This is a genomic window from Cupriavidus nantongensis (assembly GCF_041726985.1).
Taxonomy (GTDB): Bacteria; Pseudomonadota; Gammaproteobacteria; order Burkholderiales; family Burkholderiaceae; genus Cupriavidus; species Cupriavidus nantongensis_A.
Map to the genome: position 1 here is coordinate 1,392,445 of NZ_CP168303.1, position 26,671 is coordinate 1,419,115.

A 26,671-nucleotide genomic window follows, 5' to 3' on the forward strand; every position below is an offset into this window, starting at 1 on the left:
GCGCAAGGTGTCGCTGTTTTGCTTCGGCAGGGCTTGACCATCCGCCACTTCCCTCCCATTCTTGCGAAGTCACGAAAGCGGCATCCCCTTTTGCCGCAGTGGTCGATAGTCGACAGTTCCACTAGAATTGCGCCCGTTTGTGCAATGCAATAAGAACCGCAGCCAGCACCGGCCCCGGGCGCAGCAAGCTGTTGCGCCGAATCGGACCGGTCCGCGGCAGAGCCAACAAACCTGCCGGCGCTCCGGTCGGGCAGACCCAACTTCATGACCCAATCCACAACCAGCCACTATTTTGTCGAGAGCCCCAGCACGCGCGCGCTGGTGCTCGGCGCGGTAGGCGTCGTCTTCGGCGACATCGGCACCAGCCCGCTCTACGCCCTCAAGGAATGCTTCAGCAAGGAGCACGGCATCGCCTTCAGCCCTGATGCCGTGCTGGGCGTGATCTCCATGCTGTTCTGGGCCATGATCATCGTGGTCTCGATCAAGTACGTGGTGTTCGTGATGCGGGCCGACAACGACGGCGAGGGCGGCGTGCTGGCGTTGATGGCGCTGGTGCTGCGCACCGTGGCGCCGCGCTCCGGCAAGGCGAAAGTGCTGATGATGCTGGGCATCTTCGGCGCCTGCATGTTTTACGGCGATGCGGTGATCACGCCGGCGATCTCGGTGCTCTCTGCGGTGGAGGGGCTGGAGATCGCCGCGCCGCAGCTGTCGCAATTCGTGATACCGATCACGCTGGCGATCCTCGCGGCGCTGTTTCTGATCCAGCGCCACGGCACCGCGGCGGTGGGCAAGCTGTTCGGGCCGGTCATGTTGGCGTGGTTCCTGGCGCTGGGCGCACTGGGCATCTACAACCTGGTGCAGGCGCCGGAAATCCTGAAGGCTGTGAATCCCTACTACGGCATCACCTTCCTTGTCGAGCACTCGCTGCAGGCGTTCATCGTGCTCGGCTCGGTGTTCCTGGTGCTGACCGGCGCCGAGGCCCTGTACGTCGACATGGGGCACTTCGGCGCGCGTCCGATCCGCATCGGCTGGTTCATCCTGGTGATGCCGTGCCTGATGCTGAACTACTTCGGCCAGGGCGCGATGCTGCTGAACAACCCGGCCGGCGCCGAGAACCCGTTCTACCTGATGGTGCCGGAGCTGCTGCTGATCCCGATGGTGCTGCTGGCCACCTGCGCCACCGTGATCGCCTCGCAGGCGGTCATCTCGGGCGCGTACTCGCTGACCAGCCAGGCGATCCAGCTGGGCTTCCTGCCGCGCATGCGGGTGCGCTATACCTCGGCGGCCGAGATCGGCCAGATCTACCTGCCGGTGGTCAACTGGATGCTGCTGGCGCTGGTGTTCGGCGTGGTGATCTCGTTCAAGAAGTCCGAGAACCTGGCGGCGGCCTATGGCATCGCGGTGACCACCACCATGGTCATCACCACCATCCTGGCGACGGTGTGCATGCGCAACGTCTGGAAATGGAACCCGGCGCTGGTCGCAGTGCTGGGCGCGGCCTTCCTGGTGGTGGACCTGTCGTTCTTCGCGGCCAACCTGCTCAAGGTCGCCGAGGGCGGCTGGTTCCCGCTGCTGCTGGGCAGCAGCGCCTTCTTCCTGCTGATGACGTGGTACAGCGGGCGCAAGCTGCTGCGCGCGCGCAGCCTGGAAGACGGCATCCCGCTCGAGCCCTTCATCGCCGGCCTGCTGGCGCACCCGCCGCACCGGGTCGAGGGCACCGCGGTGTTCCTGACCGGCAACACCGACTCGGTGCCGGTCTCGCTGCTGCACAACCTCAAGCACAACCGCGTGCTGCATGAGCGCGTGGTGTTCCTGAACTTCATCACGCGCGACGTCCCGTACGTGGATGACGACCAACGCCTGAGCTGCAAGGACCTGGGAGGTGGCGTGTTCATCCTGAAGTCCGAGTACGGCTTCAAGGAAACGCCGGACGTGCAGAAGGTGCTGGACCTGGCCGACCGCAAGCTGGACATGCATTTCGAGCTGATGGAGACCTCGTTCTTCATCGCCCGCGAATCGGTGATCCCGTCCAAGCTGCCGGGCATGCCGATGTGGCGCGAAAGCCTGTTCGCGTGGATGCACCAGAACGGCGCCAAGCCGTCGGACTTCTTCCAGATCCCGACCAACCGGGTCGTCGAACTGGGCACCAAGGTCGAGATCTGAGCGCGCGCGGGCCGCGCCCGCCGCCCGCTCCGCCAGCCCCCGTGCCTGCACCGCCAGGTGCCCCGGGGGCTTTTCTTTTGGCCGCGCTCTGGCCGCTCTTTCGCACCACCGCCCCGGCGGCGGGGCACAGGTCCCGGAAAGCGCCCGCCCTGGCAGCCCGAACCGGGACCGTGGCCTCATGCGGCCGGCCGGCCCGCGTCCGACAATGCGTCCCTCAGCTTGTCTCAGCCCCGCGCCTTGCGGCAGTTCCCTCATCGGCACGGCGGCCTCCAGACTGCCCCAGTACCCCCCGGAAACCCGGAGTCCGGCGCCACGCCGCTGCCCTGATGGGATGGCAGCCGGCCGGCGCCAGGCCATGGCTTGCACGGCACGGGCGATCCCGTGCAGCCGCGCCGTTTCGTCTTCGATCGCCTGAATGACGGACCTGCCGGGGCAGACCCTGCCGCCGGCCACCGCAGTTGGAGATTGCAATGCACAGGAATCTTGCCCACACCCTCGTTGCCGCTGCCGCACTCGCCGCCGGCCTGAGCCAGCCGGCCCGCGCCGGTGCCTATGGCGAAGCGCTGGCCGCTGCCATGCCGCGCCACGCCGCCCAGCGCGATGCGTTTGCCGAGGGCGCGCACAGTCCGGGCGCAGTGACCGCGCTGCTGCCCGTGGTGGCGCGCGGCAACCTTTCCGTGTGCCGGGTGCGCGGCTTCGACGCGAGCCAGGACGGAAAGCGCAAGCCGGACCCTTATACGGATGGCGCACGCATGGGCCGCTTCGACGTCTTCACCGAGGGCGCGCGCGCCGGCACACGCGATCCCTATGTCGACGGCGCACGCAGCGATGCGCGCGGCAGCGGGGAATGCCTGTCCTGAACCCGCGGCGGCGCTTTTGCGCCGCCCGTCCTTTGCCTAAGCTAGGGAAGTCACGCGGCGCGCCCGCATGGCGGCCGCGGCCAGCGGCCGCCGGCCGGCAGCTCCTGCCCGCGCGGCCCCGACATGCCGATGTTCAAGCAGCAGATCCGCCTGTGCACCAGCCGCGATGGCGTGCGGCTGGCCTATGCCGTCACCGGCAGTGGCGCGCCGCTGGTCAAGGCGGCCAACTGGATGAGCCATCTCGAGTTCGACGTCGGCAGCCCGGTGTGGAGCCACATGATCACGGCGCTGTCCGACACGCATACGCTGATCCGCTATGACGAGCGCGGCTGCGGCCTGTCCGACCGCGACATCGCGGACCTGTCCTTCGATGCCTGGCTGCGCGATCTCGAAACCATCGTCGACGCCACCGGCGTGGACCATTTTCCGCTGCTGGGTATCTCGCAGGGCGCATCGATCGCCGTGGCCTACGCGGTCGCGCACCCGCAGCGGGTCAGCCACCTAGTGCTGCACGGCGGCTACGCGCGCGGGCGCCTGAAGCGCGACCACCTGAGCCAGCGCCTGCTGGAAGAGGCCGAGCTGATGAACAAGCTGGCCGAGCTCGGCTGGGGCCAGGAGAACCCGGCCTTCCGCCAGTTCTTCACCACCCAGTTCATTCCCGGCGGCACCGCCGAGCAGCATGCCTGGTTCAACGAACTGGAGCGGGTGTCGACCTCGCCGCTGAATGCCGCGCGCTTCATGCGCGTGTTCAATGACATCGACGTGGTGGCGCTGCTGCCGCGCGTGTCGTGCCCGACGCTGGTGCTGCACGCGGTGCGCGATGCGCGCGTGCCGTTCGACGAGGGCCGCCTGATCGCCAGCGAGATTCCCGGCGCGCGCTTCGTGCCGCTGGAAAGCGGCAACCACCTGCTGCTGGAGGACGAGCCGGCGTGGCGCCGCTGGCTCGACGAGGTGCGCGCATTCCTGCCGTCGGCGCAGCCGGCGAGCTCCCCTGCGTTCACCGCGTTCCCGACGCTTACGCGCCGCGAGCGCGATATCGTCGAGCTGATCGCGCAGGGGCGCGACAACGCCCAGATCGCTGCCCACCTGGACCTGTGCGAGAAGACCGTGCGCAACCATATCACCAGTATTTTCGCCAAGCTGGAAGTGGAAAACCGCGGGCAGGCCATCGTGCTGGCGCGCAAGGCCGGCTTCGATCGCGCCGGTGCCTGAGGCGCCGGGCAGCCTGCACCAACCCCTCTTGAAATCCTCCGGCCCGGACACTAATTAAGGATTGCCCAGCCGCTGCAGCAACGCGCTGTGGCTTCCCCGCCAGCCGGCGCACCGGCGGCCGGGATACAAGGCGTCCGTGCGCCTCCCCGCTGCACAGAAGGAGGATCCAACCATGAGTGACTTCATTTTCGGGACTGATCTGTTCAGTGAATTCGACCGGATGCAACGGCAGATGGCGAGCCTGTTCGGCGGCTTTCCGTCCAGCCTGCGCTCCGGGCGTTTCGGTGCGTTTCCGCCGCTCAATATCGGCACCACCGACGACTCCATCGAGATCGTGGTGTTTGCCCCGGGGCTGAAGGCGGAACAGTTCGACGTATCGGTCGACAAGGGCCTGCTGACCATCAGCGGCGAGCGCGCCGCGGTGCAGCCCGAAGGCGATGCCGAGGCGCGCCCCTATGCGCAGGAGCGTTTTTCCGGCAGCTTCCGCCGTGTGATCGAGCTGCCGCAGGCGGCTGATCCCGACAAGGTGCAGGCACGCTACGCCAACGGCTGCCTGTCGATCAGCGTCGGCAAGCGCGAGGCCTCGCGCCCGCGTGCCATCACCGTCAGCTAATGTGAGGAGGTAGCCATGACTGATTCGAATCAAGTCGTCCAGCGCGACCAGGCCGATGCGGCCGGGCAGGGCGGTGCCGTGGCGCAGCGCCGCGACGAGGCCCCCGCCATGACGCTGATCCCCGCCGTCGACATCTTCGAGACCGCCGCAGGCGTCACGCTGTGGGCGGACCTGCCGGGGGTGCCGCGCGAGAAGCTCGAGGTCAACGTGCACGACAGCAGCCTGCGCATCGAAGGTGAGGCGGTGCTGCCGATGCCGGCCGGCCTGCGCGTGCAGCATGCCGAGGTACGGCAGCCGCGCTATGCGCGCACCTTTACGCTCAGCCCCGACCTCGACGCGTCGGGGATCGAGGCCAACCTGCAGGATGGCGTGCTGAAGCTGACCATCCCGCGCCGCGACGAAGCGCGGCCGCGCCGGATCGAGGTCTCGGTGGGCTAAGCGTGCCCGATGCAAGACGGCGGTGCCATGGCCCCGCCGTCTTGCTTTGCACTTGCCGCGGGCTCAGCCCTGGTTGACCAGTACGCGGGCATCGCTCACGTGCCCGCGGTACGCCTCGAAGATCCGTCGCAGCGACGCCTCCATCCCTATCCTCGGCTCCCACCCCAGCTCCTCGATGGTGTTGTCGATCTTCGGCACGCGGTGCTGCACGTCCTGGTAGCCCTTGCCGTAGAAGTCGCCCGACGAGGTCTCGACGATCTGCGTGTGCTGCGCCTCCTGCGCGTATTCCGGGTAGTCGGCGGCCATCTTCAGCATCATCTCGGCGAGCTCGCGCACCGAGTGGATATTGTCCGGATTGCCGATGTTGTAGATCTTGCCGCTGGCCACGCCGCCGGGATTCTCGATGATGCGCATCAGCGCGCTGATGCCGTCGGCGATGTCGGCGAAGGCGCGTTGCTGCGCGCCGCCGTCGACCAGCCTGATCGGTTCGCCGCGCACGATATGGCCCAGGAACTGCGTCACCACCCGCGACGAGCCTTCCTTCGATTCGAAGATCGAATCCAGCCCCGCGCCGATCCAGTTGAAGGGGCGGAACAGCGTGTAGTTGAGCCCCTGCTCCATGCCATAGGCGTGGAGCACGCGGTCCATCAACTGCTTGGAGCAGGCGTAGATCCAGCGCGGCTTGTTGATCGGGCCGTAGACCAGCGGCGAGGCGTCGGGGTCGAATTCCTCGTCGCCGCACATGCCGTAGACCTCGGAGGTCGACGGGAACACCAGGTGCTTGCGGTACTTGACCGCCGCCCGCACGATCGGAAGGTTGGCCTCGAAGTCCAGCTCGAACACGCGCAGCGGCTGGCGCACGTAGGTGGCGGGGGTGGCAATGGCGACCAGCGGCAGCACCACATCGCACTTGCGGATGTTGTACTCGATCCACTCGCGATTGATGGTGATGTCGCCCTCGAAGAAGTGCATGCGCGGGTGGTCGACGAGGTCGCCCAGGCGGTCCGTGTTCATGTCCATGCCGTAGACCTCCCACGGCGTGGTTTCGAGGATGCGGCGCGTCAGGTGGTGGCCGATGAAGCCGTTGACGCCGAGAATCAGTACTTTCTTGACTTGCATGCGTTAAAGGGTGGCAGGGGAATCGGAAGCAGGCCGGCGCGCCTGGCGCTCGCCGGCGAAGGCAAAGTTGGACACCGCGACGCGGCGCCAGTCGCGCGCGATGACATGCATCGGCACGCGCGCGCTCAGCTCGGCAAACGCTTGCGACGACAGCAGCGCGACGGCGCGCGGGCCATGCTGCCAGGCGTCGACGAAGGCATCGACGGTGGGCAGCCATTTGAGCGGCTCCTGCGCGGCGCCGAAGGCCAGCTCGTCGGCCTGCGCCACCATGGTCAGCGGATGGCGCAGGTAGAACGGCAGCGTGTGGTCGAGCATGCCGACGCCGTACAGCGGCATGCCCGGTCGAAGCACGCGCTCGATCGGCGCGACCAGGTCGATGCCGGAGGCGGACCGGCCGATCGCTTCGTGGCCGAGCAGCGCGGTGGAAAATGCCAGCAGCATGCCGAACGCATAGCCCGTGACACTGGCCATGCGGCCGTGGCGCCGAAGCAGCCACAAGGCCGCGGCGGCACTGGCCATCACCAGCGCGCAAGCCAGGCCGGCCCAGATCGCGTAGTGGCGGTACAGCGCATTGGGCGTGTTGTTGGCATCGAGGGTGGCCACCACCGGGCTCGCCAGCAAGCCGATGACGCCGAGTCCCAGCATGGCACGCACTTGCCAGGTCCACGTACGCTCGCCGGCGTGCGCCAGCGCCACGCCGCCGAGGATGCCGAGCGCCGGGAACATCGGTACGATGTAGCCCGGCAGCTTCGAACCCGACAGGCTGAAGAACACAAAGATGGCCAGCGCCCACACGGCCGCCATCAGCGCGGGCTGGAACGGCGCGTTGAGGCCGGCTGCGGGCGCCACGCCGGCGCGCCGCGTGACCGCGCGCACCATGCCCGGCAGCAGGCCCAGCCATGGCAGGAAGCCGCCGGCCAGCAGCGGCACGAAGTACCACGGCGCGCCCGTGCGCGCGTGCACGGTCGAGGTATAGCGCTGCCAGTGCTCATGGATAAAGAAGAAGCGCAGGAATTCCGGGTTGCGCCGCGCCACCAGCCCGTACCACGGCAGCACCACCAGCAGCATCAGCGCGATCCCCGCCGGCGCATGCAGCCGCCGCCACAGGGCCAGGTCGCGCGTCACGGCGGTGTAGAGCACCAGCACCAGCCCGGGCAGCGCCACGCCGACCAGCCCCTTGGTCAGCACCGCCACGCCCATGGCCGCCCAGCACGCCAGCATCCAGCCGCGGCGCGCGGCCGGCGTCGCCGACGGGTGCTCCGCCAGCAGCAGGCTGGCCAGTACGCATGCCATGGCACCCGACAACGTCATGTCGAGCGTGTTGAAATGCGCCGCGATATTCCACATCGGCGCGCCGGCCAGCACCAGGCCCGCCATCAGCCCGGCGCGCGCGCCGAACCAGCGTGCGGCCGCCAGCATCGACACCGCCATCCCCACGGCCCCGGAAAGCGCCACGCACAGCCGCGCCTGCCAGTCGCCGATGCCGAACAGCGCGTACGACCCCGCCGTCATCCACATGTGGAACGGCGGTTTCTCGAAGTACTTCAGGCCGTCGTAGCGGATCGTGACCCAGTCGCCGCTGCTCAGCATCTCGCGCGCAATCTCGGCATAGCGGCCTTCGTCAGGGCCGAGCAGGTGGCGCATGCCGAGCGTGCCGAACCACAGCAGCGCAAAGGCCAGCACCACCAGCGCCGGTGCCAGCGCCGGCATGCCGTCCACGCGCGTGGCACCCCGGGTGGCGATAAGTCCGGGCTCGGCGGCAAGGCGATCGGGACGGTGCGGCATGCGGGGCGGCTTGGGATGGACGGAAAATCGGGCGCGGCAGGCGAGGGCAGGCCGGCGCGAGCGGAGCATGTCCACGCCGGCGCGGCGCGCCGCGTTGTACGGACAGGCGCCTGAAAGGTGTGCCGAGCATAATTCGCCAACCTTAATGGCACATTAAGCCGCTGCGCTTTTTGCCCATTCGCTGCCGTGATACCTCCAGGCCACTCCAGAGCATGAGACTCCTTATCGTTGAAGACGACCCGATGCTGGGCGACGGGCTGCGCCGCGGCCTGCAGTTGCTCGACTACGCGGTCGACTGGTTCCGCAACGGCACCGATGCCGACCACGCCCTCGCGCTGGCCCACTACGATGCCGTGGTGCTCGACCTGGGCCTGCCCGGCGACGACGGCATGACGCTGCTGGCGCGCTGGCGCGGGCGCGGCAGCCGCATCCCGGTGATCGTGCTGACGGCGCGCGATGCCGTCGACAGCCGCATCGGCGGGCTCGATGCCGGTGCCGACGACTACCTGGTCAAGCCGGTCGCGCTCGACGAGCTCGCGGCGCGGCTGCGCGCGGTCACGCGCCGCGCGGCGGGGATGTCGGCGCCGGTTTGGCAGCACGGGGGGCTGACCTTCCACCCGGCCGCGCGCCAGGCGTACTGGCAGGGCGAGCCGGTCGAGCTGACCAGCCGCGAGGCCATGCTGCTGGAGCTGCTGCTGGCGCATCCCAACCGGTTGCTGACGCGCGAGGTGCTGCGTGACAAGCTCTATGACTGGCAGGGCGGCATCGAGAGCAATGCGCTCGAAGTCCATATCCACCACCTGCGCCGCAAGATCCATCCGAAGATCGTGCGCACCTTCCGCGGCGCCGGCTACACGCTGGGCGCGGCCGAGGACTGCGCATGACGCTGCAGCGCAGGCTGGTGCTGGCGGTGCTGGTGGCCGCGCCGGTGGTATGGCTGTTGACGCTGGGCATGACCTATGTGCGCGCCCGCCACGAGATCAACGAGCTTTATGACACCGACATGGTGCGCATGGCGCTGCAGATGCAGTCGGTGGTGCCGCTGGTGGACATCACCGCCGGCATGTCGCGCGCGCGCGTGCCGCGCCTGGATGAAGGCGACTTGGGCGATGCCGGCCTGGGCGACCTCGCCATCGCCGCGTGGCTGCCCGACGGCAAGCCGCTGCATATCGATCCCGACGGCGACAAGCTGCCGCGCGCCGAGGGCGTCAAGGGCTTTACCGACGTCACGCTCGAGCGGCAGCGCTGGCGGCTCTATTACCTCGACGATCCCGACACCGGCTGGCGCGTATGCGTGGGCCAGCAGCTGGGCGAGCGCAATGAGCTGATCCTGTCCTACATCGCCGCGCAGGTGCTGCCGTGGGCGGTGGGCCTGCCGCTGCTGATCGGCCTGCTGATCGGCTTTATGCGGCGCGCGATGGCGCCGGTGCGCACGCTGTCCGCGGATATCGAGGCGCGCGCCGCGGACGATCGCCGTCCGCTCAGCCTCGCTGCCGTGCCCGGCGAACTGGTGCCGCTGGTGCGTGCGATGAACCGGCTGCTGGCGCGCGTTTCCGATTCGATCGAGCATGAGCGGCGCCTGACCGCCGATGCCGCGCACGAGATGCGCACGCCGCTGGCCGCGCTCAAGGCGCAGTGGGAAATCGCCGAGCGCTCGCCCGACCGCGACGAACGCGCGCTGGCGCGGGCCAATGTCGCCGCCGGCATCGACCGCATCGGCCGGCTGGTGTCGCAGCTGCTGACGCTGAGCCGGCTCGAGGACGCCGCCGGGCTGCCGTCGCGCCAGCCGGTCAACTGGGTGCCGGTGGCACAGCAGGCGCTGTCCGACTGCCTGGCGCTGGCGCAGCACAAGCAGGTCGACGTGGAACTGGCCTGGCCGCCGCAAGGCCAGTCGCCGTTGCCCGTCGCGGGCGACCCCGCGCTGCTGTCGCTGCTGCTGCGCAACCTGCTCGACAACGCCATCCGCTACAGCCCGCCGGGCGCGCTGGTGCTGGTCGAGTTCCGGCCCGACTGCATCACCGTGCGCGACCGGGGCCCAGGCGTCGCCCCGGAGCTGCTGGCGCGCCTGGGCGACCGCTTCTTCCGTGGCGCCGGGCAGCGCGAGCAGGGCCACGGCCTGGGCATATCCATCGCGCGGCGGGTGGCGCGACTGCACGGGCTGGAGATGGCGTTTGCCAACGGCGCCGACGCCGACGACGGGTCCGGCAAAGGCCTGGCCGTGCGCATCGTCCACGGCGGCTGAAAAAGACAACGCCCCGCACGGCTTCCCGTGCGGGGCGTTGTGGCCGAAGCAGGCGCGCTCAGCGCTTGAGCTTGGCGAAGGCGGCGGCCATGGCGCCGGCCGGCTCCGGCTCGCGGCGGCCACCGCCGAAGCCCTTGCCGCCGCCATTGCGCTGGCCGCCACGGTCGCCGCCGCGGTCACCACCACCCGCGCGCGCCGCCGCCTGGCCGGGCTCGTCGTCGAGCCGCATCGACAGGCCGATGCGGTTGCGCTTGACGTCGACCTCCATCACCTTGACCTTGACGATCTGGCCGGCCTTGACCACTTCGTGCGCATCCTTGACGAACTTGTTCGACAGCGCGGAGATATGGACCAGGCCGTCCTGGTGCACGCCGATATCGACAAACGCGCCGAACGCGGCCACGTTGGTGACCACGCCTTCGAGCACCATGCCCGGCTGCAGGTCCTTGACGTCCTCGACGCCTTCCTGGAAGGTCGCGGTCTTGAATTCGGGGCGCGGATCGCGGCCCGGCTTTTCCAGTTCGGACAGGATGTCGCGCACGGTGGGCAGGCCGAACGCATCGTCGGTGAACTTTTCCGGCGCCAGGCCGCGCAGCGCCTCGCGGTTGCCCATCACGTCGCGCAGGCCCTTCTTGACATGGTCCAGGATGCGTTGCACCACTGGATACGCTTCCGGGTGCACCGACGAGCGGTCGAGCGGGTTGTCGCCGTCGTTGATGCGCAGGAAGCCCGCGGCCTGCTCGAAGGTCTTGTCGCCCAGGCGCGGCACCTGCTTCAGCGCGTTGCGGTTGGGGAAGGCCCCGTTGGCGTCGCGGAACTCGACGATATTGCGCGCCAGCACCGAATTCAGGCCCGACACGCGCGCCAGCAGCGGTGCCGACGCGGTGTTGACGTCGACGCCGACGGCGTTGACGCAGTCCTCGACCACCGCGTCGAGCGCGCGCGCCAGTTCGCGCTGGTTGACGTCGTGCTGGTACTGGCCCACGCCGATCGACTTGGGATCGATCTTGACCAGCTCGGCCAGCGGATCCTGCAGCCGGCGCGCGATCGACACCGCCCCGCGCAGCGACACGTCCAGGTCCGGAAACTCCTTGGCGGCCAGCTCCGACGCCGAGTAGACCGAGGCGCCGGCTTCGCTGACCACGATCTTGGTCAGCTTGAGCTCGGGCATCTGCTTCATCAGGTCCTGCACCAGCTTGTCGGTCTCGCGGCTGGCGGTGCCATTGCCGATCGAGACCAGCGCCACGCCATGCTGCCTTGCCAGGCGCGCCAGCACGGCCAGCGAGCCGTTCCAGTCGCGGCGCGGCTCGTGCGGATAGATGGTGGCGGTCTCGAGCAGCTTGCCGGTGCTGTCGACCACCGCCACCTTGCAGCCGGTGCGGATGCCCGGGTCGATGCCCATCACCGCCTTGGGACCGGCCGGCGCCGCCAGCAGCAGCTCATGCAGGTTGCGGCCGAATACCTTGATGGCCTCGCTCTCGGCCGTCTCGCGCAGCTGCGTCAGCAGCTCGGTCTCCAGGTGCGGCTGCACTTTGACGCGCCAGCACCAGCGGCACACGTCGCCCAGCCACTTGTCAGCGGGGCGGCCAAGCTGCTGGATGCCGACATGGCGCGCGATCATGCCTTCGCACGGATGCGGCACCAGCGCGTCCTGCTCTTCGCCCAGCCCCAGCTTGACCATCAGCACGCCGGCATTGCGGCCGCGGAACAGCGCCAGCGCGCGATGCGACGGCACCGTGCGCAGGGTCTCGCTGTAGTTGTAGTAGTCGCGGAATTTCTCTTCTTCCGCGGTTTCCTTGCCTTCCATCACGGTGGAGGCCACCACGCCGTGGTTCCACAGGTGCTCGCGCAGCTTGCCCAGCAGTTCGGCGGTTTCGCCGAACTGCTCCGACAGGATGTCGCGCGCGCCGTCCAGCGCCGCCTTGACGTCGGGCACGCCGCCGTCGGCGGTGGGGTTGCCGTTGACGTACTTCGCCGCCTCGGCCTGCGGGTCGAGCGTGGGATCGGCCAGCAGCGCCAGCGCCAGCGGCTCCAGCCCGCATTCGCGCGCGATCTGGGCGCGGGTGCGGCGCTTGGGCTTGTAGGGCAGGTAGAGGTCTTCCAGCGCCTGCTTGGTCTGCGCGGCTTCGATCGCGGCCTGCAGCTCCGGCGTGAGCTTGCCCTGCTCCTCGATCGACGCCAGGATCGCGGCGCGGCGGTCTTCCATGTCGCGCAGGTACAGCAGGCGCTCTTCGAGGTTGCGCAGCTGCGTGTCGTCGAGGTTGCCGGTCACTTCCTTGCGGTAGCGGGCAATGAAGGGGACGGTCGCGCCTTCATCGAGCAGCGCCACGGCCGCGGCCACCTGGCGGGGCTGCACGGACAGTTCGGCCGCGATGAGCGCGACGATCTTTTGCGAGACGGATGCGGGCAGGTTGGACATCGTGGAACGCAGCGTAAGACGCAGTCAGTCGAAAGCGGGGCATTTTGCCACAAGCGCGCGGGCCGCCGACCGGGGCGGCGTCGTGGCGCTTGCGGGAGGCGTTGCGCGCACGTGCGCGGGTGCCGGCAGGCAGGCCGCTGAGCGGCCCGGATGCTAGAATCCGGACATGATCGTCAAGTCCCGCCCGGCCACCCATCTGGCCATGCCAACCACCGCCAACGTGCCCGAATTCACCTTGTTCCGCCGCGGCGCCCTGGCTGCCGTAGCCGTGGCGGCCTGCGCCGCGCTGCTGCCGCTGCGCGCGGCACAGGCGCAGGCTTCGGCGCCCGCAGCGGCGCCCGCACCTGCTGCCGCGCGCGACTTTGCCGCCGAGCGCAAGGCCATCGGCGATTCGCGAGCGTGGACCAACTACCGTTTCGCCGCCGCCGAGCGCGAGTGCTACAGCAAGTTCTTCGTCACCCGCTGCATCGACAACGCCAAGGAAATCCAGCGCGAGGAGCTGCAGGTGCTGCGCAAGCGCGAGCTGGAAGTAGGCGAGGCCGAGCGCGCCCACCGCGCCGCCGAGCGCGACCGCGAACAGGCGCTGCGCCGCGCCGAGTTCGAGGCCAGCCAGCCGCAGCGCGCCGCCAGCGAGCAGTCCAGCCGCGAGGCGTTCGAGAAGAAGCAGCAGGAACAGCAGCTGCGCGATGCACAGCGCCAGGCCGAGGCCCCGCAGCGTGCCGCCAACGCGCAGGCCTACGAGCAGAAGCAGTCCGACTTCGACGCCCGCATGCGCGAGGCGCAGCAGAAGGGCGCGGAACAGGCCCGCCAGCGCGAGGAGAACGTGAAGGCATACGAAGCCAAGCAGCGCGACCTCGAACAGCGCCAGAAGGCGCTCGAAGAGCGGCGCGCCAAGGCCCGGGAGCAGCAACAGGGCCCGGCGTCGGCGCCGCGTCCGTTCGGCTTCTGAGCCCCGGCACGGTGATGGCAGCGGAGGCATAGATGGACAGCAACCTCAATACCCTGGAACGGCGCATCATGGAGTTGCAGATCGAGCACCGCGACCTCGACTTCCTGATCGACCGGCTGGCCGGCGATGTGATCCACGACGAATTGCAGCTGCGCCGGCTGAAGAAGCGCCGGCTCAAGCTGAAGGACGCCATCACGCTGCTGCAGCTTCAGCTCGAACCCGACGTGCCGGCCTGAGCGCCGTCGCGCCCCGGGCGCGGCGATTGCCGGCAATCGTTGCCGGTTTGCCCGCAGCCCATACAACATTCCCCACCTTGTCCGATCTTCCCGATTCCAGCCAGTTGTCTCTGGACAGCGACCCCAGCGATGCCGCGGCGCCCGCCCATGCCGCGCAGCCCGATGCCGCTGCCAGCCGCGGCGCCGAGCTTGCCACCATCTTCGCCGATACCGGCACGCTGGCCCAGGCCATTCCCGGCTATCGCCCGCGTGCGTCGCAGCACAAGATGGCCGAGGCCGTCGCCGGTGCAATCGCGCAGAACGATTCCGTGATCGTCGAGGCCGGCACCGGCACCGGCAAGACCTACGCCTACCTGGTGCCCGCGATGCTGTGGGGCGGCAAGGTGATCCTCTCCACCGGCACCAAGAACCTGCAGGACCAGCTGTTCCTGCGCGACATCCCGACCGTGCGCCACGCGCTCAACGTGCCGGTCTCGGTGGCGCTGCTCAAGGGGCGCGCCAACTACGTCTGCCACTACCACCTGGAACGCGCGCAGGCTGGCGGGCGCCTGGCGTCGCGCCAGGATGCGGCGTGGCTGCGCGAGATCGGGCGCTTTATCAAGGAAACCGCCACCGGCGACAAGGCCGAGCTGGCGTCGGTGCCGGAGAACGCCCCGGTGTGGCAGATGGTGACCTCCACGCGCGACAACTGCCTCGGCTCGGAATGTCCGTATTACAAGGACTGCTTCGTGATGCGCGCGCGCAAGGAAGCGCAGCAGGCCGACGTGGTGGTGGTCAACCACCACCTGTTCTTTGCCGATGTGGTGCTGCGCGACACCGGCATGGCCGAGCTGCTGCCCGCGGCCAACACCGTGATCTTCGACGAGGCGCACCAGCTGCCCGAGACCGCGACGCTGTTCTTCGGCGAGACCCTGTCGACCAGCCAGCTGCTGGAGATCGCGCGCGACACCGTGGCCGAGGGCCTGTCGCATGCGCGCGATGCGGTCGACTGGGTCGCGCTGGGCGCGCCGCTGGAACGCGCCGCGCGCGACCTGCGCCTGGCCTTCGGCAAGGACAACGCGCGCCTGGCGTTGGGCCAGATCGAGGCCGACCGCCGCATCGCCGAACCCTTCAACGAGACCCTCGATGCGCTCGACGCGGCGCTGTCGGACTTCGTCGAGATGCTCGAAAGCCAGGCCGAGCGCGCCGAATCGCTGCAGCAATGCCACCGCCGCGCGCTCGAGATGGCCAACAAGCTGGCTGCCTGGCGCACCGATGCCGCCGCTGCACCGGCGCCGCAGCCACAGGAGGGCGAGGAGCAGGGGGAGGCCGCAGCGGCGACCGGCCCGGAGACTGTGCGCTGGGTCGAAGTGTTCTCGCACACCGTGCAGCTGCACCGCACACCGCTGTCGATCGCGCCGATCTTCACGCGGCAGCGCGGCGGCCAGCCGCGCGCGTGGGTCTTCACCTCGGCGACGCTGTCGGTGAAGGGCAATTTCACCCATTACGCCGCGCAGCTGGGGCTCGACAAGGAGCGCTCGCTGACGCTGCCGAGCCCGTTCGATTACGCGAAGCAGGGCCTGCTGTACGTGCCGCGCGACATGCCTGCGCCGCAGTCGCCGCAGTTCACCGATGCGGTGGTGCAGGCCGCGCTGCCGCTGATCGAGGCGGCCGGCGGGCGCACCTTCCTGCTGTGCACCACGCTGCGCGCGGTGCAGCGCGCCTCGGACCTGCTCTACGATGCCTTTGCCGAGCGCGGCCTGAACCTGCCGCTGCTGGTGCAGGGCCAGGCCAGCCGCACCGAGCTGCTGGACCGCTTCCGCGAACTGGGCAATGCGGTGCTGGTGGGCAGCCAGAGCTTCTGGGAAGGCGTGGACGTGCGCGGCGAGGCGCTGTCGCTGGTGATCATCGACAAGCTGCCGTTCGCGCCGCCCGACGATCCGGTACTGGCCGCGCGCATGGAAGTGCTGCAGAAGAAGGGCCTGAGCCCGTTTGCCGTGCACCAGCTGCCGCATGCGGTGATCACGCTCAAGCAGGGGGCGGGGCGGCTGATCCGTTCCGAATCGGACCGCGGCGTGCTCGCCATCTTCGACACGCGCCTGGTCGAGAAGCCCTACGGGCGCCAGATCTGGCAGAGCCTGCCGCCGTTCACGCGCACGCGCGAGGCGGCCACGGTGGTGCGCTTCCTCGAGTCGCTGCGCGGCTCGCCCGCCGGGCAGCAGGACGAAGCCGGCGACGGGGATGCCGCCGCCAACTGATCACGACGGGCCGCAGGCAAAAGAAAAACGGGACGGTCATCCGACACGTCCCGTTTTTTATCGCTGCCGGCGCGGCGGCGTCAGAACACTTCCCACCAGGACTTGTCCTTGCGGCGTGCGCCGTACTTGATGAAGTCGCTCTCCGGGAAGTTCTTCTCCATCACGCGCGCGGTGTCGTCGCGCAGGTCCTTCATGCCCATCGCGTCGTACGAGCGGATCATGATGTACAGCGCCTCTTCGTTGGCCGGCGCCCCGTCGTAGTCCTTCAGCGACTGCTGGGCGCGGTTGACCGCGGCCAGGTAGGCACCGCGCCGGTAGTAGTAGCGCGCGGCGTGCACTTCATGCTGGGCCAGCGAGTTGACGATGTACTGCATGCGCAGCGTGGCGTCCGGCGTGTACTTGCTTTCCGGGTAGCGCGTGATCAGCGTATGGAAGGCATCGTAGGCGGCGCGCGCGGCCTTGGGATCGCGCTCGCTCAGGTCCTGTCCCGAGAAGCGGCCCAGCCAGCCGAGGTTGTCGTTGAAGTTGATCAGCCCCTTCAGGTAGTAGGCGTAATCGATGGTGGGGTGGTTCGGGTGCAGCTGGATGAAGCGGTCCACCGCCGCCAGCGCGGCCGCGGTCTCGCCGTCCTTGTAGTTGGCGTAGGCGGTGTCGATCTGCGCCTGCTGCGCATAGCGCCCGAACGGATAGCGGCCCTCGAGCTTTTCATACAGCTTGACGGCGCGGGTGTAGTCGCCGCCATCCAGGGCATCCTTGGCTTCCGAATATAATTTGTTGGCCGACCAGCCGGCGGTCTCGTCGGGCTGGTCCGCGAGCAGGCCGCATGCCGACAGCATGACGCAGCCGCCTGCGAGCAGAACCGCTCCTATTGTCGTGCGCCAGCGCGCGCGTTTCATGCTCTGCAATTGCATGGGCAATCGTATCCCGGATGAAAAAAAATAGCGTCAAGCATTATAGCCCAAGCCCCCAGCCCAACCCGCAAGCCGGAGATGGCGTGGGAGGACTGCCACCCGAACGGGTGCGCGCCGCGGCGGTGGTGGCCGATTTCGAGGCCAGCGCGGAAGAATCAGACGATGCTGTCGACGCGCCCGGCTCCGCTGCCGACGCCGCCATGACCCTGTCGCTGGAGGTGGACAGTGCCTCGCATGGCGAGCGTCTCGACAAATTGCTGGCGCGTCACTTCAGCGAGTTTTCGCGCAGCCGCCTGCAGCAATGGATCGAGAGCGGCGCGGTGCGCGTCGACGGGCAGGTGCGCCGTCCGCGCGACGCGGTGCAGATGGGCAACCGGATCGAGGTGCAGCCGCAGGCCGCGCCGGAATCGTCGGCCTTCGCGCCCGAAGACGTGCCGCTCGACGTGGTCTTCGAGGACGACACCCTGCTGGTGATCAACAAGCCCGCCGGACTGGTGGTGCATCCCGCCGCCGGCAACTGGAGCGGCACCGTGCTCAATGGCCTGCTGCATCGCGACCCGGGCGCCGCGTCGCTGCCGCGCGCGGGCATCGTGCACCGGCTCGACAAGGAGACCTCGGGGCTGATGGTGGTGGCGCGCACGCTGACCGCGCAGACCGACCTGGTGCGCCAGCTGCAGGCGCGCACGGTCAAGCGCACCTATATCGCGCTGGTGTGGGGACGTACCTATGACGAAGGCACCATCGACGCGCCCATCGGCCGCGACCCGCGCGAGCGCACCCGCATGGCGATCGTGCAGACCGCCAGCGGCAAGCCGTCGCGCACGCATTTCCGCACGCTGGCCACGGTGCCGCTGGGGCGGGGGTTCGTGTCGATGGTGATGTGCAAGCTCGAGACCGGCCGCACCCACCAGATCCGCGTGCATTTCGAATCGATCGGGCACCCGCTGGTGGGTGACCCGGTCTATTTCCGCGCCACTCAGCGCGGCCAGCGTCCGGCGATCCGCGTGCCGCTGCCGGTGCCGTACGAACGCCAGGCGCTGCATGCGTACAAGCTCGGCCTGGTGCATCCGGCCACCGGCAAGCACATGTCGTGGACTGCGCAGCCGCCCGAGGACCTGCAGGCGCTGATCGATGCGCTCGACTTCGAGAGCGCGCAGGCCGACGACGAAGACGAGGCCTGGGACGAAGTGTGGGAGGGCGGCGAGGCCCACTGGGAATATGCCGGCGATGATGACGAAGACGACGACAGTGACGGCGATGAGCGCGACGCCTGATTCCGCCTGGCTGGTGCCGGACTGGCCCGCACCGGCGCGCGTGCGCGCGCTGTCGACCACGCGCCAGGGCGGGGTCAGCCAGGGTCCGTACGGGCTGGCCGGCGGCATGCCCGGCGGCCTGAACCTGGGCACCCACGTTGGCGACGATCCGGCCGACGTGGCGCGCAACCGCGCGCGGCTGGCCGCGTGCCTGCCCTCGATGCCGCAATGGCTGGAACAGGTGCATGGGTGCGCGGTCGCGACGGTCGACCATGTGCCCGCATCGACGGATGCCGTGCCGCAGGCCGATGCGAGCCTGGCGGTCACGCCGGGCCACGTCTGCGCCGTGATGACGGCTGACTGCCTGCCGGTGCTGCTGTGCGATGCGCAGGGGACGGTGGTGGGCGCCGCGCATGCGGGCTGGCGCGGCCTGTGCAATGGCGTGATCGAGGCCACGCTGGCGCGGATGCAGGCGGCCGCCGGCGGCGCTGCCACGCGCTGGCTGGCATGGCTGGGTCCGGCGATCGGTCCCGAGGCCTTCGAGGTGGGCGCCGAGGTGCGCGAGGCCTTCCTCGCGCAGGCACGCCCGGGCGAACAGGCCGCGGTGGCCGGGGCGTTCCGGGCCGGCGCTCCGGGCAAGTACTTCGCCGACATCTATGCGCTGGCGCGCACGCGCCTGGCCCGCGCCGGCTGCGTCGACATCCACGGCGGCGATGCCTGCACCGTTGCCGATGCCGAACGCTTCTACTCCTACCGGCGCGATGGTGTGACCGGGCGCATGGCCAGCCTGGTCTGGCTGGCCGACTGAGCGCGGGCTGCCTTACTCGTCCGCGCGTTTCGCCGCTTCGCTCGCCGGGGCGCCTTGCTCCAGCGCGCGTTCGGCCTCGGCCTTGCGCCGGCGCCGGCCGGGCGTGCCCATGATGTAGAGCACCAGCGCGACCGGCGCGACCCCATACATCAGGAAGGTGGCGACCCCCGCCACCACGTTGTGCTCGGTGATCGCCATCATCAGCGCCACGTAGAGCCAGCCAATGGCCACGATGTACATCAGAATTTCATCCTTCTCGACTATGCTCGATGGCCTCGGCAGGCGCGTGCGCTGCATTACCGTCCGGTAGGTCGGGCAGAGCTCGGCGCCGGCGCGGATTTCCGCATTGACAGCGCGCGCGTTGCAAGGCAACAATGGCCTCGAATGTCTCGGAATCGCTGACGATTCCCGGGTTTTCCGGCAAGCATAACGCATGGCGCTCGCAACCAAGGAGCCGCGCCCGCCGGATAAAAGGGAGCCGCTATCGGAATGGATGCAAGCCCTGGCCGCAGGTTGTGCGACCCGGGGTTTCAGGCCAGTTCCAGGGCAGATGTGCCGGCTGACCCTCCCGCTTGGGAAGGGCTGGAGCCGGGTCCATTCGGATAGCATCTCCCCATGCAGAGTGCCGGCCAGGGCAATGCCCGGAGCCGGTTCGAATAGTGACGGCAGAGAGACAAAACTGATCATGGCGACCGGCAAAGGTGCGGCAGCTTCCACGCAGGAAGGCAAGTCCCAACCATCCAGGTTCACGCCGGGGCCATTCGATCCAGCCACCTGGCTGGAATGGTCCCGCCAGTGGCAGGGCACTGAAGGCAACGGCCACGCGGCCGCATCCGGCATGATGGCCGGCATCCCGGGCCTCGATTCGCTGGCAGGCGTCAAGATCGCGCCGGCCCAGCTGGCCGACATCCAGCAGCGCTACATGAAGGACTTCGCCGCGCTGTGGCAGGCGCTGGCCGAGGGCAAGCCCGACGGCACCGGCCCGCTGCACGACCGCCGCTTTGCCGGCGACGCCTGGCGCAACAACGTGCCGTACCGTTACGCCGCCGCCTTCTACCTGCTCAACGCCCGCGCGCTGACCGAGCTCGCCGACGCGGTCGAGGCCGATGCCAAGACGCGCCAGCGCATCCGCTTCGCGATCTCGCAGTGGGTCGACGCGATGTCGCCCGCCAACTTCCTCGCCACCAATCCCGAAGCGCAGCGCCTGCTGATCGAATCGGGTGGCGAATCGCTGCGCGCCGGCGTGCGCAACATGATGGAAGACCTGACGCGCGGCAAGATCTCGCAGACCGACGAGACCGCCTTCGAAGTGGGCCGCAATGTCGCGGTGACCGATGGCGCGGTGGTCTACGAGAACGAATACTTCCAGCTGCTGCAGTACAAGCCGCTCACCGCCAAGGTTCATGCGCGCCCGCTGCTGATGGTGCCGCCTTGCATCAACAAGTACTACATCCTTGACCTGCAGCCCGAAAGCTCGCTGGTGCGGCATACGGTGGAGCAGGGCCATACGGTGTTTCTGGTGTCATGGCGCAATCCCGATGCCAGCATGGCGTCGCGCACCTGGGACGACTACATCGAGCACGCCGCCATCCGCGCCATCGAAGTCGCGCGCGACATCAGCGGCGAGGACCAGATCAACGTGCTGGGCTTCTGCGTCGGCGGCACCATCATTTCGACCGCACTTGCCGTGATGGCTGCGCGTGGCGAGCATCCCGCGGCCAGCCTGACGCTGCTGACCACGCTGCTGGACTTTGCCGACACCGGCATCCTCGATGTCTTCGTCGACGAGGGCCACGTGCAGTTGCGCGAAGCCACGCTGGGCGGCGGTGCCGGCGCGCCGTGCGCGCTGCTGCGCGGGCTGGAGCTGGCCAACACCTTCTCGTTCCTGCGCCCGAACGACCTGGTGTGGAACTACGTGGTCGACAACTACCTGAAGGGCAATACCCCGGTGCCGTTCGACCTGCTGTTCTGGAACGGCGACGCGACCAACCTGCCGGGGCCGTGGTACTGCTGGTACCTGCGCCACACCTACCTGCAGAACGAGCTGAAGGTGCCCGGCAAGCTGACCGTATGCAATGCGCCGGTGGACCTGGGCAGCATCGACGTGCCGACCTACCTCTACGGCTCGCGCGAGGACCATATCGTGCCGTGGACCGCGGCCTATGCCTCGACCGCGCTGCTGAAGAACAAGCTGCGCTTCGTGCTGGGCGCGTCCGGCCATATCGCCGGCGTGATCAATCCGCCGGCAAAGAAAAAGCGCAGCCACTGGACCAACGACGCCTTGCCGGCGTCGCCGCAGCAGTGGCTGGCCGGCGCCACGGAGCATCCCGGCAGCTGGTGGCCGGACTGGTCGGCATGGCTGGCGAGCCATGCCGGCGCCAAGCGCGCCGCGCCTGCGCAGTACGGTAACGCGCGCTACCCTGCAATCGAACCCGCGCCTGGGCGATACGTCAAAGCCAAGGCTTGATGCCCGCGCGTCCGCCGGCGTGCGCCCCGCGTAGGCGCCGGCGGACTGCGGGTCCCTGTTTCCATTGAGAGGACTACACCATGACTGACGTTGTCATCGTATCCGCGGCCCGTACCGCGGTTGGCAAATTTGGCGGCTCGCTGGCGAAGATCCCGGCGCCGGAACTGGGTGCCGTGGTGATCAAGGCCGCGCTCGAGCGCGCCGGCATCCAGCCGGACCAGGTCAGCGAAGTGATCATGGGCCAGGTGCTGACCGCCGGCTCGGGCCAGAACCCCGCGCGCCAGGCGTCGATCAAGGCCGGCCTGCCGGCGATGGTGCCGGCCATGACCATCAACAAGGTGTGCGGCTCGGGCCTGAAGGCAGTGATGCTCGCTGCCAACGCCATCATGGCGGGCGAAGCCGAGATCGTGGTCGCCGGCGGCCAGGAGAACATGAGCGCCGCGCCGCACGTGCTGCCGGGGTCGCGCGACGGCTTCCGCATGGGCGACACCAAGCTGGTCGACACCATGATCGTCGACGGCCTGTGGGACGTGTACAACCAGTACCACATGGGCATCACCGCCGAGAACGTGGCCAAAGAGTACGGCATCACGCGCGAAGCGCAGGATGAATTCGCGGTGGGCTCGCAGAACAAGGCCGAAGCCGCGCAGAAGGCCGGCAAGTTCGACGAAGAAATCGTGCCGGTGCTGATCCCGCAGCGCAAGGGCGACCCGGTGGCGTTCAAGACCGACGAGTTCGTGCGCCACGGCGCCACGCTCGACAGCATGGCCGGCCTCAAGCCCGCCTTCGACAAGGCCGGCTCCGTGACCGCGGCCAACGCTTCGGGCCTGAACGACGGCGCCGCCGCGGTGGTGGTGATGTCGGCCGCCAAGGCCAAGGAACTGGGCCTGACCCCGCTCGCCACCATCAAGAGCTACGCCAACGCCGGCGTGGACCCGAAGGTAATGGGCATGGGCCCGGTGCCGGCGTCCAAGCGCGCGCTGTCGCGCGCCGGCTGGACCCCGCAGGACCTGGACCTGATGGAAATCAACGAGGCCTTCGCCGCGCAGGCGCTGGCGGTGCACCAGCAGATGGGCTGGGATACCTCCAAGGTCAACGTCAACGGTGGCGCCATCGCCATCGGCCACCCGATCGGCGCGTCGGGCTGCCGTATCCTGGTGACGCTGCTGCACGAAATGAAGCGCCGTGATGCCAGGAAGGGCCTGGCGTCGCTGTGCATCGGCGGCGGCATGGGCGTGGCGCTGGCGGTCGAGCGCAATTAAGAAGGGGCGCGCCGGGGGCGCGCATGGCGCGGCCCGGCGGCAAATAACGAAAAGCCAATCAAGGAGTGGACATGACTCAGCGCATTGCGTATGTGACCGGCGGCATGGGTGGTATCGGGACCGCCATCTGCCAGCGGTTGGCCAGGGATGGCTTTCGCGTGGTGGCCGGCTGCGGCCCCAATTCGCCGCGCCGCGAAAAGTGGCTGGAGCAGCAGAAGGCCCTGGGCTTCGACTTCGTCGCCTCCGAAGGCAACGTGGCGGACTGGGACTCGACCAAGGCGGCCTTCGACAAGGTCAAGGCCGAGGTCGGTGAAGTCGATGTGCTGATCAACAATGCCGGCATCACGCGCGACGTGGTGTTCCGCAAGATGACCCGCGCCGACTGGGATGCGGTGATCGACACCAACCTGACCTCGCTGTTCAACGTCACCAAGCAGGTGATCGACGGCATGGCCGACCGCGGCTGGGGCCGCATCGTCAATATCTCGTCGGTGAACGGGCAGAAGGGCCAGTTCGGCCAGACCAACTACTCCACCGCCAAGGCCGGCCTGCACGGCTTCACCATGGCGCTGGCGCAGGAAGTGGCGACCAAGGGCGTGACGGTGAACACGGTTTCGCCGGGCTATATCGCCACCGACATGGTCAAGGCCATCCGCCAGGACGTGCTCGACAAGATCGTCGGCACGATCCCGGTGAAGCGACTGGGCGAGCCGGAAGAGATCGCCTCGATCTGCGCCTGGCTGGCGTCGGAGGAGTCCGGCTTCTCGACCGGCGCCGACTTCTCGCTCAACGGCGGCCTGCACATGGGCTGACCCCGGCACTCAGCCAGCCCGCGCCGGCGGCCGCGTTTTGCGGTGCAGCCAGCGCGGCGCACAAGGTGGCGGAGGCTGGTTCCGCCGCCGCTTTCGCGGGCCGTGATGGCCCGCGAATCATTTTCGGACGTGCGCGATCGGCTCCGCGGCGCGCCGGTCTACCGGGTTTTCCTTAAGCCCGGTCGCTTTTCTTAGTGCTTTGTTGGGCATAGAATCAGGGCAGCGGCGCACCCGGCACCATAGTCGTGCAGCATGGCCCTCGCGGGGGCGAGACGGCGAGCCGCGGCGCGCAGCCATGCGCGAACAGCCGCAAGACGGCCGGCACGATAACAGCAGATGGCGCGGGCGGTACCGATTTGCGCACTGCACCCCATGCGGTGCAGCAGCGCGCAAACAGCGACGACACAAGGACAGAGCACCGATGGCCACGACCAAAAAAGGCGCAGAGCGACTGATCAAAAAGTATCCCAACCGCAGGCTCTACGATACCCAGACCAGCACCTACATCACCCTGGCCGACGTCAAGCAACTGGTGATGGACTCCGAGGACTTCAAGGTCGTCGACGCCAAGTCCGGTGACGAACTGACGCGCAGCATCCTGCTGCAGATCATCCTGGAAGAAGAGACCGGCGGCGTGCCGATGTTCTCCAGTGCGATGCTGTCGCAGATCATCCGCTTCTACGGACATGCCATGCAGGGCATGATGGGCACCTACCTGGAAAAGAATATCCAGGCCTTCATCGACATCCAGAACAAGCTGGCCGAGAACTCCAAGGGCCTGTATTCCGGCGAAGCGTTCAGCTCCGACATGTGGTCGCAGTTCATGAACATGCAGGGTCCGATGATGCAGGGCATGATGAGCAACTACATCGAGCAGAGCAAGAACCTGTTCGTGCAGATGCAGGAGCAGATGCAAAACCAGGCCAAGAACATGTTCGGCACGTTCCCGTTCAACCAGCCGGACAAGAAGTAGCAACAAGCGAGCAACAAGCGAGCATCAAGCGGCGGCGGGCCGGTCGCCCGCGGCGCATCCGCACCAGGGCCGGCGCTCAGCCGGCGCTTGCATGCAGGCGAATCCCCAGCGCCCGCATCACCTTCCAGATCGTCCCGAATTCCGGATTGCCTTCGCCCGACAGCGAACGGTAGAGGCTTTCGCGCGACAGGCCGGTTTCGCGGGCCAGCCGCGTCATGCCGCGGGCGCGTGCGACCACGCCGAGCGCGTAAGCGATGAAGCGATCGTCGTCACCGGCCTCGGCCAGGCAGGCGTCCAGGTAGGCGGCGATTTCTTTTTCGTTGCGCAGTTGTGCGGCCGAGTCCCAGGGGCGGGTTGGTTCTTTCATGGCTCACTCCAGGTCAAGATTCGCCGCGAGGTGGCGTGCCCGGTCGATATCAGCGTGCTGGGTCGACTTGTTGCCGCCGCAGAGAAGTACGACGAGAACTTCGCCGCGTCGCTGAAAATAGATGCGGTAGCCGGGACCATGATCCACCCGCATTTCAAAGAGGCCGCCGCCAAGGGCTTTCACGTCGCCTGGATTTCCGTTCAGCATGCGGTCGATTCGGACCTGGATGCGAATCCTGGCAGCGTTGTCGCGCAGGGCGGAATACCAGCGGTCGAACGTTTGGGTTGTGCGGATACTGAGCATACCACACCGTAGCCTTTGGGCTACAGGCGTGGAATCACCGATTCCCGAAAAACCGCCCCATCGCAAAGCAGGTAGAATGCGCGCTTTGCCCCCTCCGGGGCCCCTGTATCGCATCTTTCAGCGGCGGCTCAGTTTGGGACTCGCCTTGTTTGCACGGCGTCCCATGTCCTGCCTTCTCCAACCTTTCTCTCCAGCGCCGGTGCCCGCGGCGCGGTGCCTGCCATGAGCCGGCTGTTCCTGGCCCCGATGGAAGGGCTTGCCGACTATGTGCTGCGCGATGTGCTGACCGATACCGCCGGCTACGACGGCTGCGTATCGGAGTTCGTGCGGGTGACGGGGTCGCTGCTGCCGGCGCGGGTCTATGAGCGCGACACGCCGGAGATCCTGTCCGGCGGCTTTACCCGCAGTGGCACGCCGATGGTGATCCAGCTGCTCGGCAGCGATCCCGAATGGCTGGCGCGCAATGCGGCCTATGCCGCGACCTTGTCGCCGCATGGCATCGACCTGAACTTCGGCTGCCCCGCCAAGGTCGTCAACCGGCACGGTGGCGGCGCGATGCTGCTGACCAACCCCTCGTTGCTGAACCGGATCGTCGCGTCGGTGCGCGCCGCGGTGCCGGCCAATATTCCTGTGACTGCCAAGATGCGGCTGGGCGTCTCGGATACCGCGCTGGCCATCGATTGCGCCACCGCGCTGGCCGAAGGCGGCGCGGCCTCGCTGGTGGTGCATGCTCGCACGCGCGACCACGGCTACCGGCCGCCGGCCCACTGGGACTGGATCGCGCGCATTGCGGCGGCCGTGGACATACCCGTGATTGCGAATGGCGATGTCTGGACCGTCGCGGACTGGACCCGCTGCCGCGAGGTCAGCGGTTGCGATGACGTCATGATCGGCCGCGGCGCGGTCTCGGACCCGTTCCTGGCCTTGCGCATTCGCGGGCTGATGCCCGGCACGCCGTCCGCCGAAGAGTGGCCGCTGGTGCTGCGCCAGATCGCGACGTACCTGAACAAGCTGCATGCCCGCATCGCCTCGTGCCACGAGCACGGACGCGTCAAGCTCTGGCTCAGCTACCTGAAGCGGACCTGGCCGCAGGCAGGCGAACTGCATGACGCGATCCGGCGCATGCAGGACTCGCTGCGGATCGCGCAGGTCCTGCAAGGCCTGCAGCCCGCGGAGTGACGTCGGCGTAACCGTAGCCGGGCAGCATGTCGTGCGTCAGGCGCCGGCAAATTGCGGCAAACG

Annotated in this window: 24 protein-coding genes; 17 read left to right on the top strand and 7 right to left on the bottom strand. The window is 68.3% G+C overall.

Annotated features, from left to right (window positions below; genetic code table 11):
• The first annotated feature begins 264 nt into the window (after positions 1–264).
• From ACEI37_RS17755 to ACEI37_RS17775, 5 genes are all read left to right on the top strand, one after another.
• Positions 265–2,163 (top strand): potassium transporter Kup, encoded by a 1,899-nt coding sequence (locus ACEI37_RS17755; protein ID WP_373379989.1) that lies wholly within the window; start codon positions 265–267, stop codon positions 2,161–2,163.
• Between the two features lie 470 nt (positions 2,164–2,633).
• A complete protein-coding gene (locus ACEI37_RS17760; RefSeq protein WP_373379990.1) occupies positions 2,634–3,023 on the top strand; it encodes a hypothetical protein in 390 nt (129 codons plus the stop codon).
• Between the two features lie 123 nt (positions 3,024–3,146).
• A complete protein-coding gene (locus ACEI37_RS17765; protein ID WP_373379991.1) occupies positions 3,147–4,235 on the top strand; it encodes an alpha/beta fold hydrolase in 1,089 nt (362 codons plus the stop codon).
• Between the two features lie 172 nt (positions 4,236–4,407).
• Positions 4,408–4,848: an Hsp20/alpha crystallin family protein gene (locus ACEI37_RS17770; protein WP_373379992.1), complete on the top strand. Its 441-nt coding sequence runs from the start codon at positions 4,408–4,410 to the stop codon at positions 4,846–4,848.
• Positions 4,849–4,863: 15 nt separating this feature from the next.
• Positions 4,864–5,286 (top strand): Hsp20/alpha crystallin family protein, encoded by a 423-nt coding sequence (locus tag ACEI37_RS17775; protein ID WP_373379993.1) that lies wholly within the window; start codon positions 4,864–4,866, stop codon positions 5,284–5,286.
• Positions 5,287–5,349: 63 nt separating this feature from the next.
• Here the strand turns inward: ACEI37_RS17775 and ACEI37_RS17780 are convergent, their stop codons facing one another.
• Together ACEI37_RS17780 and ACEI37_RS17785 are read right to left on the bottom strand one after the other, a co-directional pair.
• Positions 5,350–6,405, bottom strand: coding sequence for a bifunctional UDP-4-keto-pentose/UDP-xylose synthase (locus tag ACEI37_RS17780; protein WP_373379994.1), 1,056 nt, complete (start codon positions 6,403–6,405; stop codon positions 5,350–5,352).
• A gap of 3 nt (positions 6,406–6,408) precedes the next feature.
• Positions 6,409–8,190, bottom strand: coding sequence for a glycosyltransferase family 39 protein (locus ACEI37_RS17785; RefSeq protein WP_373379995.1), 1,782 nt, complete (start codon positions 8,188–8,190; stop codon positions 6,409–6,411).
• A 212-nt stretch (positions 8,191–8,402) separates the two neighbouring features.
• Here ACEI37_RS17785 and ACEI37_RS17790 point away from each other — a divergent pair, with 212 nt between their 5' ends.
• Together ACEI37_RS17790 and ACEI37_RS17795 are read left to right on the top strand one after the other, a co-directional pair.
• Positions 8,403–9,074, top strand: coding sequence for a response regulator (locus ACEI37_RS17790; protein ID WP_373379996.1), 672 nt, complete (start codon positions 8,403–8,405; stop codon positions 9,072–9,074).
• Positions 9,071–10,432, top strand: coding sequence for an ATP-binding protein (locus tag ACEI37_RS17795; RefSeq protein WP_373379997.1), 1,362 nt, complete (start codon positions 9,071–9,073; stop codon positions 10,430–10,432). Before ACEI37_RS17790 ends, ACEI37_RS17795 begins: the two co-directional genes overlap by 4 nt.
• A gap of 58 nt (positions 10,433–10,490) precedes the next feature.
• On the opposite strand, the gene ACEI37_RS17800 is transcribed toward ACEI37_RS17795, so the two are convergent.
• The gene (locus tag ACEI37_RS17800) at positions 10,491–12,851 is read right to left on the bottom strand and encodes a Tex family protein (protein ID WP_373379998.1); all 2,361 of its coding nucleotides are present in this window, start codon (positions 12,849–12,851) and stop codon (positions 10,491–10,493) included.
• 166 nt (positions 12,852–13,017) lie between these two features.
• Between ACEI37_RS17800 and ACEI37_RS17805 the strand changes: the two genes are divergently transcribed.
• From ACEI37_RS17805 to ACEI37_RS17815, 3 genes are all read left to right on the top strand, one after another.
• Positions 13,018–13,800, top strand: coding sequence for a hypothetical protein (locus tag ACEI37_RS17805; protein WP_373379999.1), 783 nt, complete (start codon positions 13,018–13,020; stop codon positions 13,798–13,800).
• Positions 13,801–13,832: 32 nt separating this feature from the next.
• Complete coding sequence (locus ACEI37_RS17810) at positions 13,833–14,036, top strand: DUF465 domain-containing protein (protein ID WP_373380000.1); 204 nt, start codon at positions 13,833–13,835, stop codon at positions 14,034–14,036.
• Positions 14,037–14,113: 77 nt separating this feature from the next.
• The gene (locus ACEI37_RS17815; protein ID WP_373380001.1) at positions 14,114–16,273 is read left to right on the top strand and encodes an ATP-dependent DNA helicase; all 2,160 of its coding nucleotides are present in this window, start codon (positions 14,114–14,116) and stop codon (positions 16,271–16,273) included.
• An 80-nt stretch (positions 16,274–16,353) separates the two neighbouring features.
• Here the strand turns inward: ACEI37_RS17815 and ACEI37_RS17820 are convergent, their stop codons facing one another.
• A complete protein-coding gene (locus ACEI37_RS17820; RefSeq protein ID WP_115680050.1) occupies positions 16,354–17,184 on the bottom strand; it encodes an outer membrane protein assembly factor BamD in 831 nt (276 codons plus the stop codon).
• Positions 17,185–17,201: 17 nt separating this feature from the next.
• Here ACEI37_RS17820 and ACEI37_RS17825 point away from each other — a divergent pair, with 17 nt between their 5' ends.
• Both ACEI37_RS17825 and pgeF read left to right on the top strand, forming a co-directional pair.
• The gene (locus ACEI37_RS17825) at positions 17,202–18,458 is read left to right on the top strand and encodes an RluA family pseudouridine synthase (protein WP_373380002.1); all 1,257 of its coding nucleotides are present in this window, start codon (positions 17,202–17,204) and stop codon (positions 18,456–18,458) included.
• Entirely contained in the window at positions 18,442–19,245 is an 804-nt protein-coding gene (gene pgeF / locus ACEI37_RS17830; RefSeq protein ID WP_373380003.1) for a peptidoglycan editing factor PgeF, read from the top strand. The genes ACEI37_RS17825 and pgeF overlap by 17 nt, the downstream gene beginning before the upstream one ends.
• A gap of 12 nt (positions 19,246–19,257) precedes the next feature.
• Here the strand turns inward: pgeF and ACEI37_RS17835 are convergent, their stop codons facing one another.
• Positions 19,258–19,485, bottom strand: coding sequence for a hypothetical protein (locus ACEI37_RS17835; protein WP_373380004.1), 228 nt, complete (start codon positions 19,483–19,485; stop codon positions 19,258–19,260).
• 445 nt (positions 19,486–19,930) lie between these two features.
• Between ACEI37_RS17835 and phaC the strand changes: the two genes are divergently transcribed.
• The 4 genes from phaC (at position 19,931) to phaR (ending at position 24,759) form a co-directional block, all read left to right on the top strand.
• Positions 19,931–21,712 carry a class I poly(R)-hydroxyalkanoic acid synthase gene (phaC, locus tag ACEI37_RS17840; protein ID WP_373380005.1) on the top strand — a complete coding sequence of 594 codons (1,782 nt, stop codon included), beginning with the start codon at positions 19,931–19,933 and terminating at the stop codon, positions 21,710–21,712.
• Between the two features lie 80 nt (positions 21,713–21,792).
• Positions 21,793–22,974 (top strand): acetyl-CoA C-acetyltransferase, encoded by a 1,182-nt coding sequence (locus ACEI37_RS17845; RefSeq protein WP_373380006.1) that lies wholly within the window; start codon positions 21,793–21,795, stop codon positions 22,972–22,974.
• Between the two features lie 71 nt (positions 22,975–23,045).
• Positions 23,046–23,786: a 3-ketoacyl-ACP reductase gene (locus ACEI37_RS17850; RefSeq protein ID WP_012352634.1), complete on the top strand. Its 741-nt coding sequence runs from the start codon at positions 23,046–23,048 to the stop codon at positions 23,784–23,786.
• 421 nt (positions 23,787–24,207) lie between these two features.
• On the top strand, positions 24,208–24,759 hold the full coding sequence (gene phaR / locus ACEI37_RS17855; RefSeq protein WP_373380007.1) for a polyhydroxyalkanoate synthesis repressor PhaR: 552 nt from the start codon (positions 24,208–24,210) through the stop codon (positions 24,757–24,759).
• Between the two features lie 76 nt (positions 24,760–24,835).
• On the opposite strand, the gene ACEI37_RS17860 is transcribed toward phaR, so the two are convergent.
• The gene (locus ACEI37_RS17860; protein ID WP_326348294.1) at positions 24,836–25,126 is read right to left on the bottom strand and encodes an addiction module antidote protein; all 291 of its coding nucleotides are present in this window, start codon (positions 25,124–25,126) and stop codon (positions 24,836–24,838) included.
• A 3-nt stretch (positions 25,127–25,129) separates the two neighbouring features.
• Positions 25,130–25,429 carry a type II toxin-antitoxin system RelE/ParE family toxin gene (locus tag ACEI37_RS17865; protein WP_373380008.1) on the bottom strand — a complete coding sequence of 100 codons (300 nt, stop codon included), beginning with the start codon at positions 25,427–25,429 and terminating at the stop codon, positions 25,130–25,132.
• A 222-nt stretch (positions 25,430–25,651) separates the two neighbouring features.
• Here ACEI37_RS17865 and ACEI37_RS17870 point away from each other — a divergent pair, with 222 nt between their 5' ends.
• Positions 25,652–26,608: a tRNA dihydrouridine synthase gene (locus ACEI37_RS17870; RefSeq protein WP_373380009.1), complete on the top strand. Its 957-nt coding sequence runs from the start codon at positions 25,652–25,654 to the stop codon at positions 26,606–26,608.
• Positions 26,609–26,671: the final 63 nt, after the last annotated feature.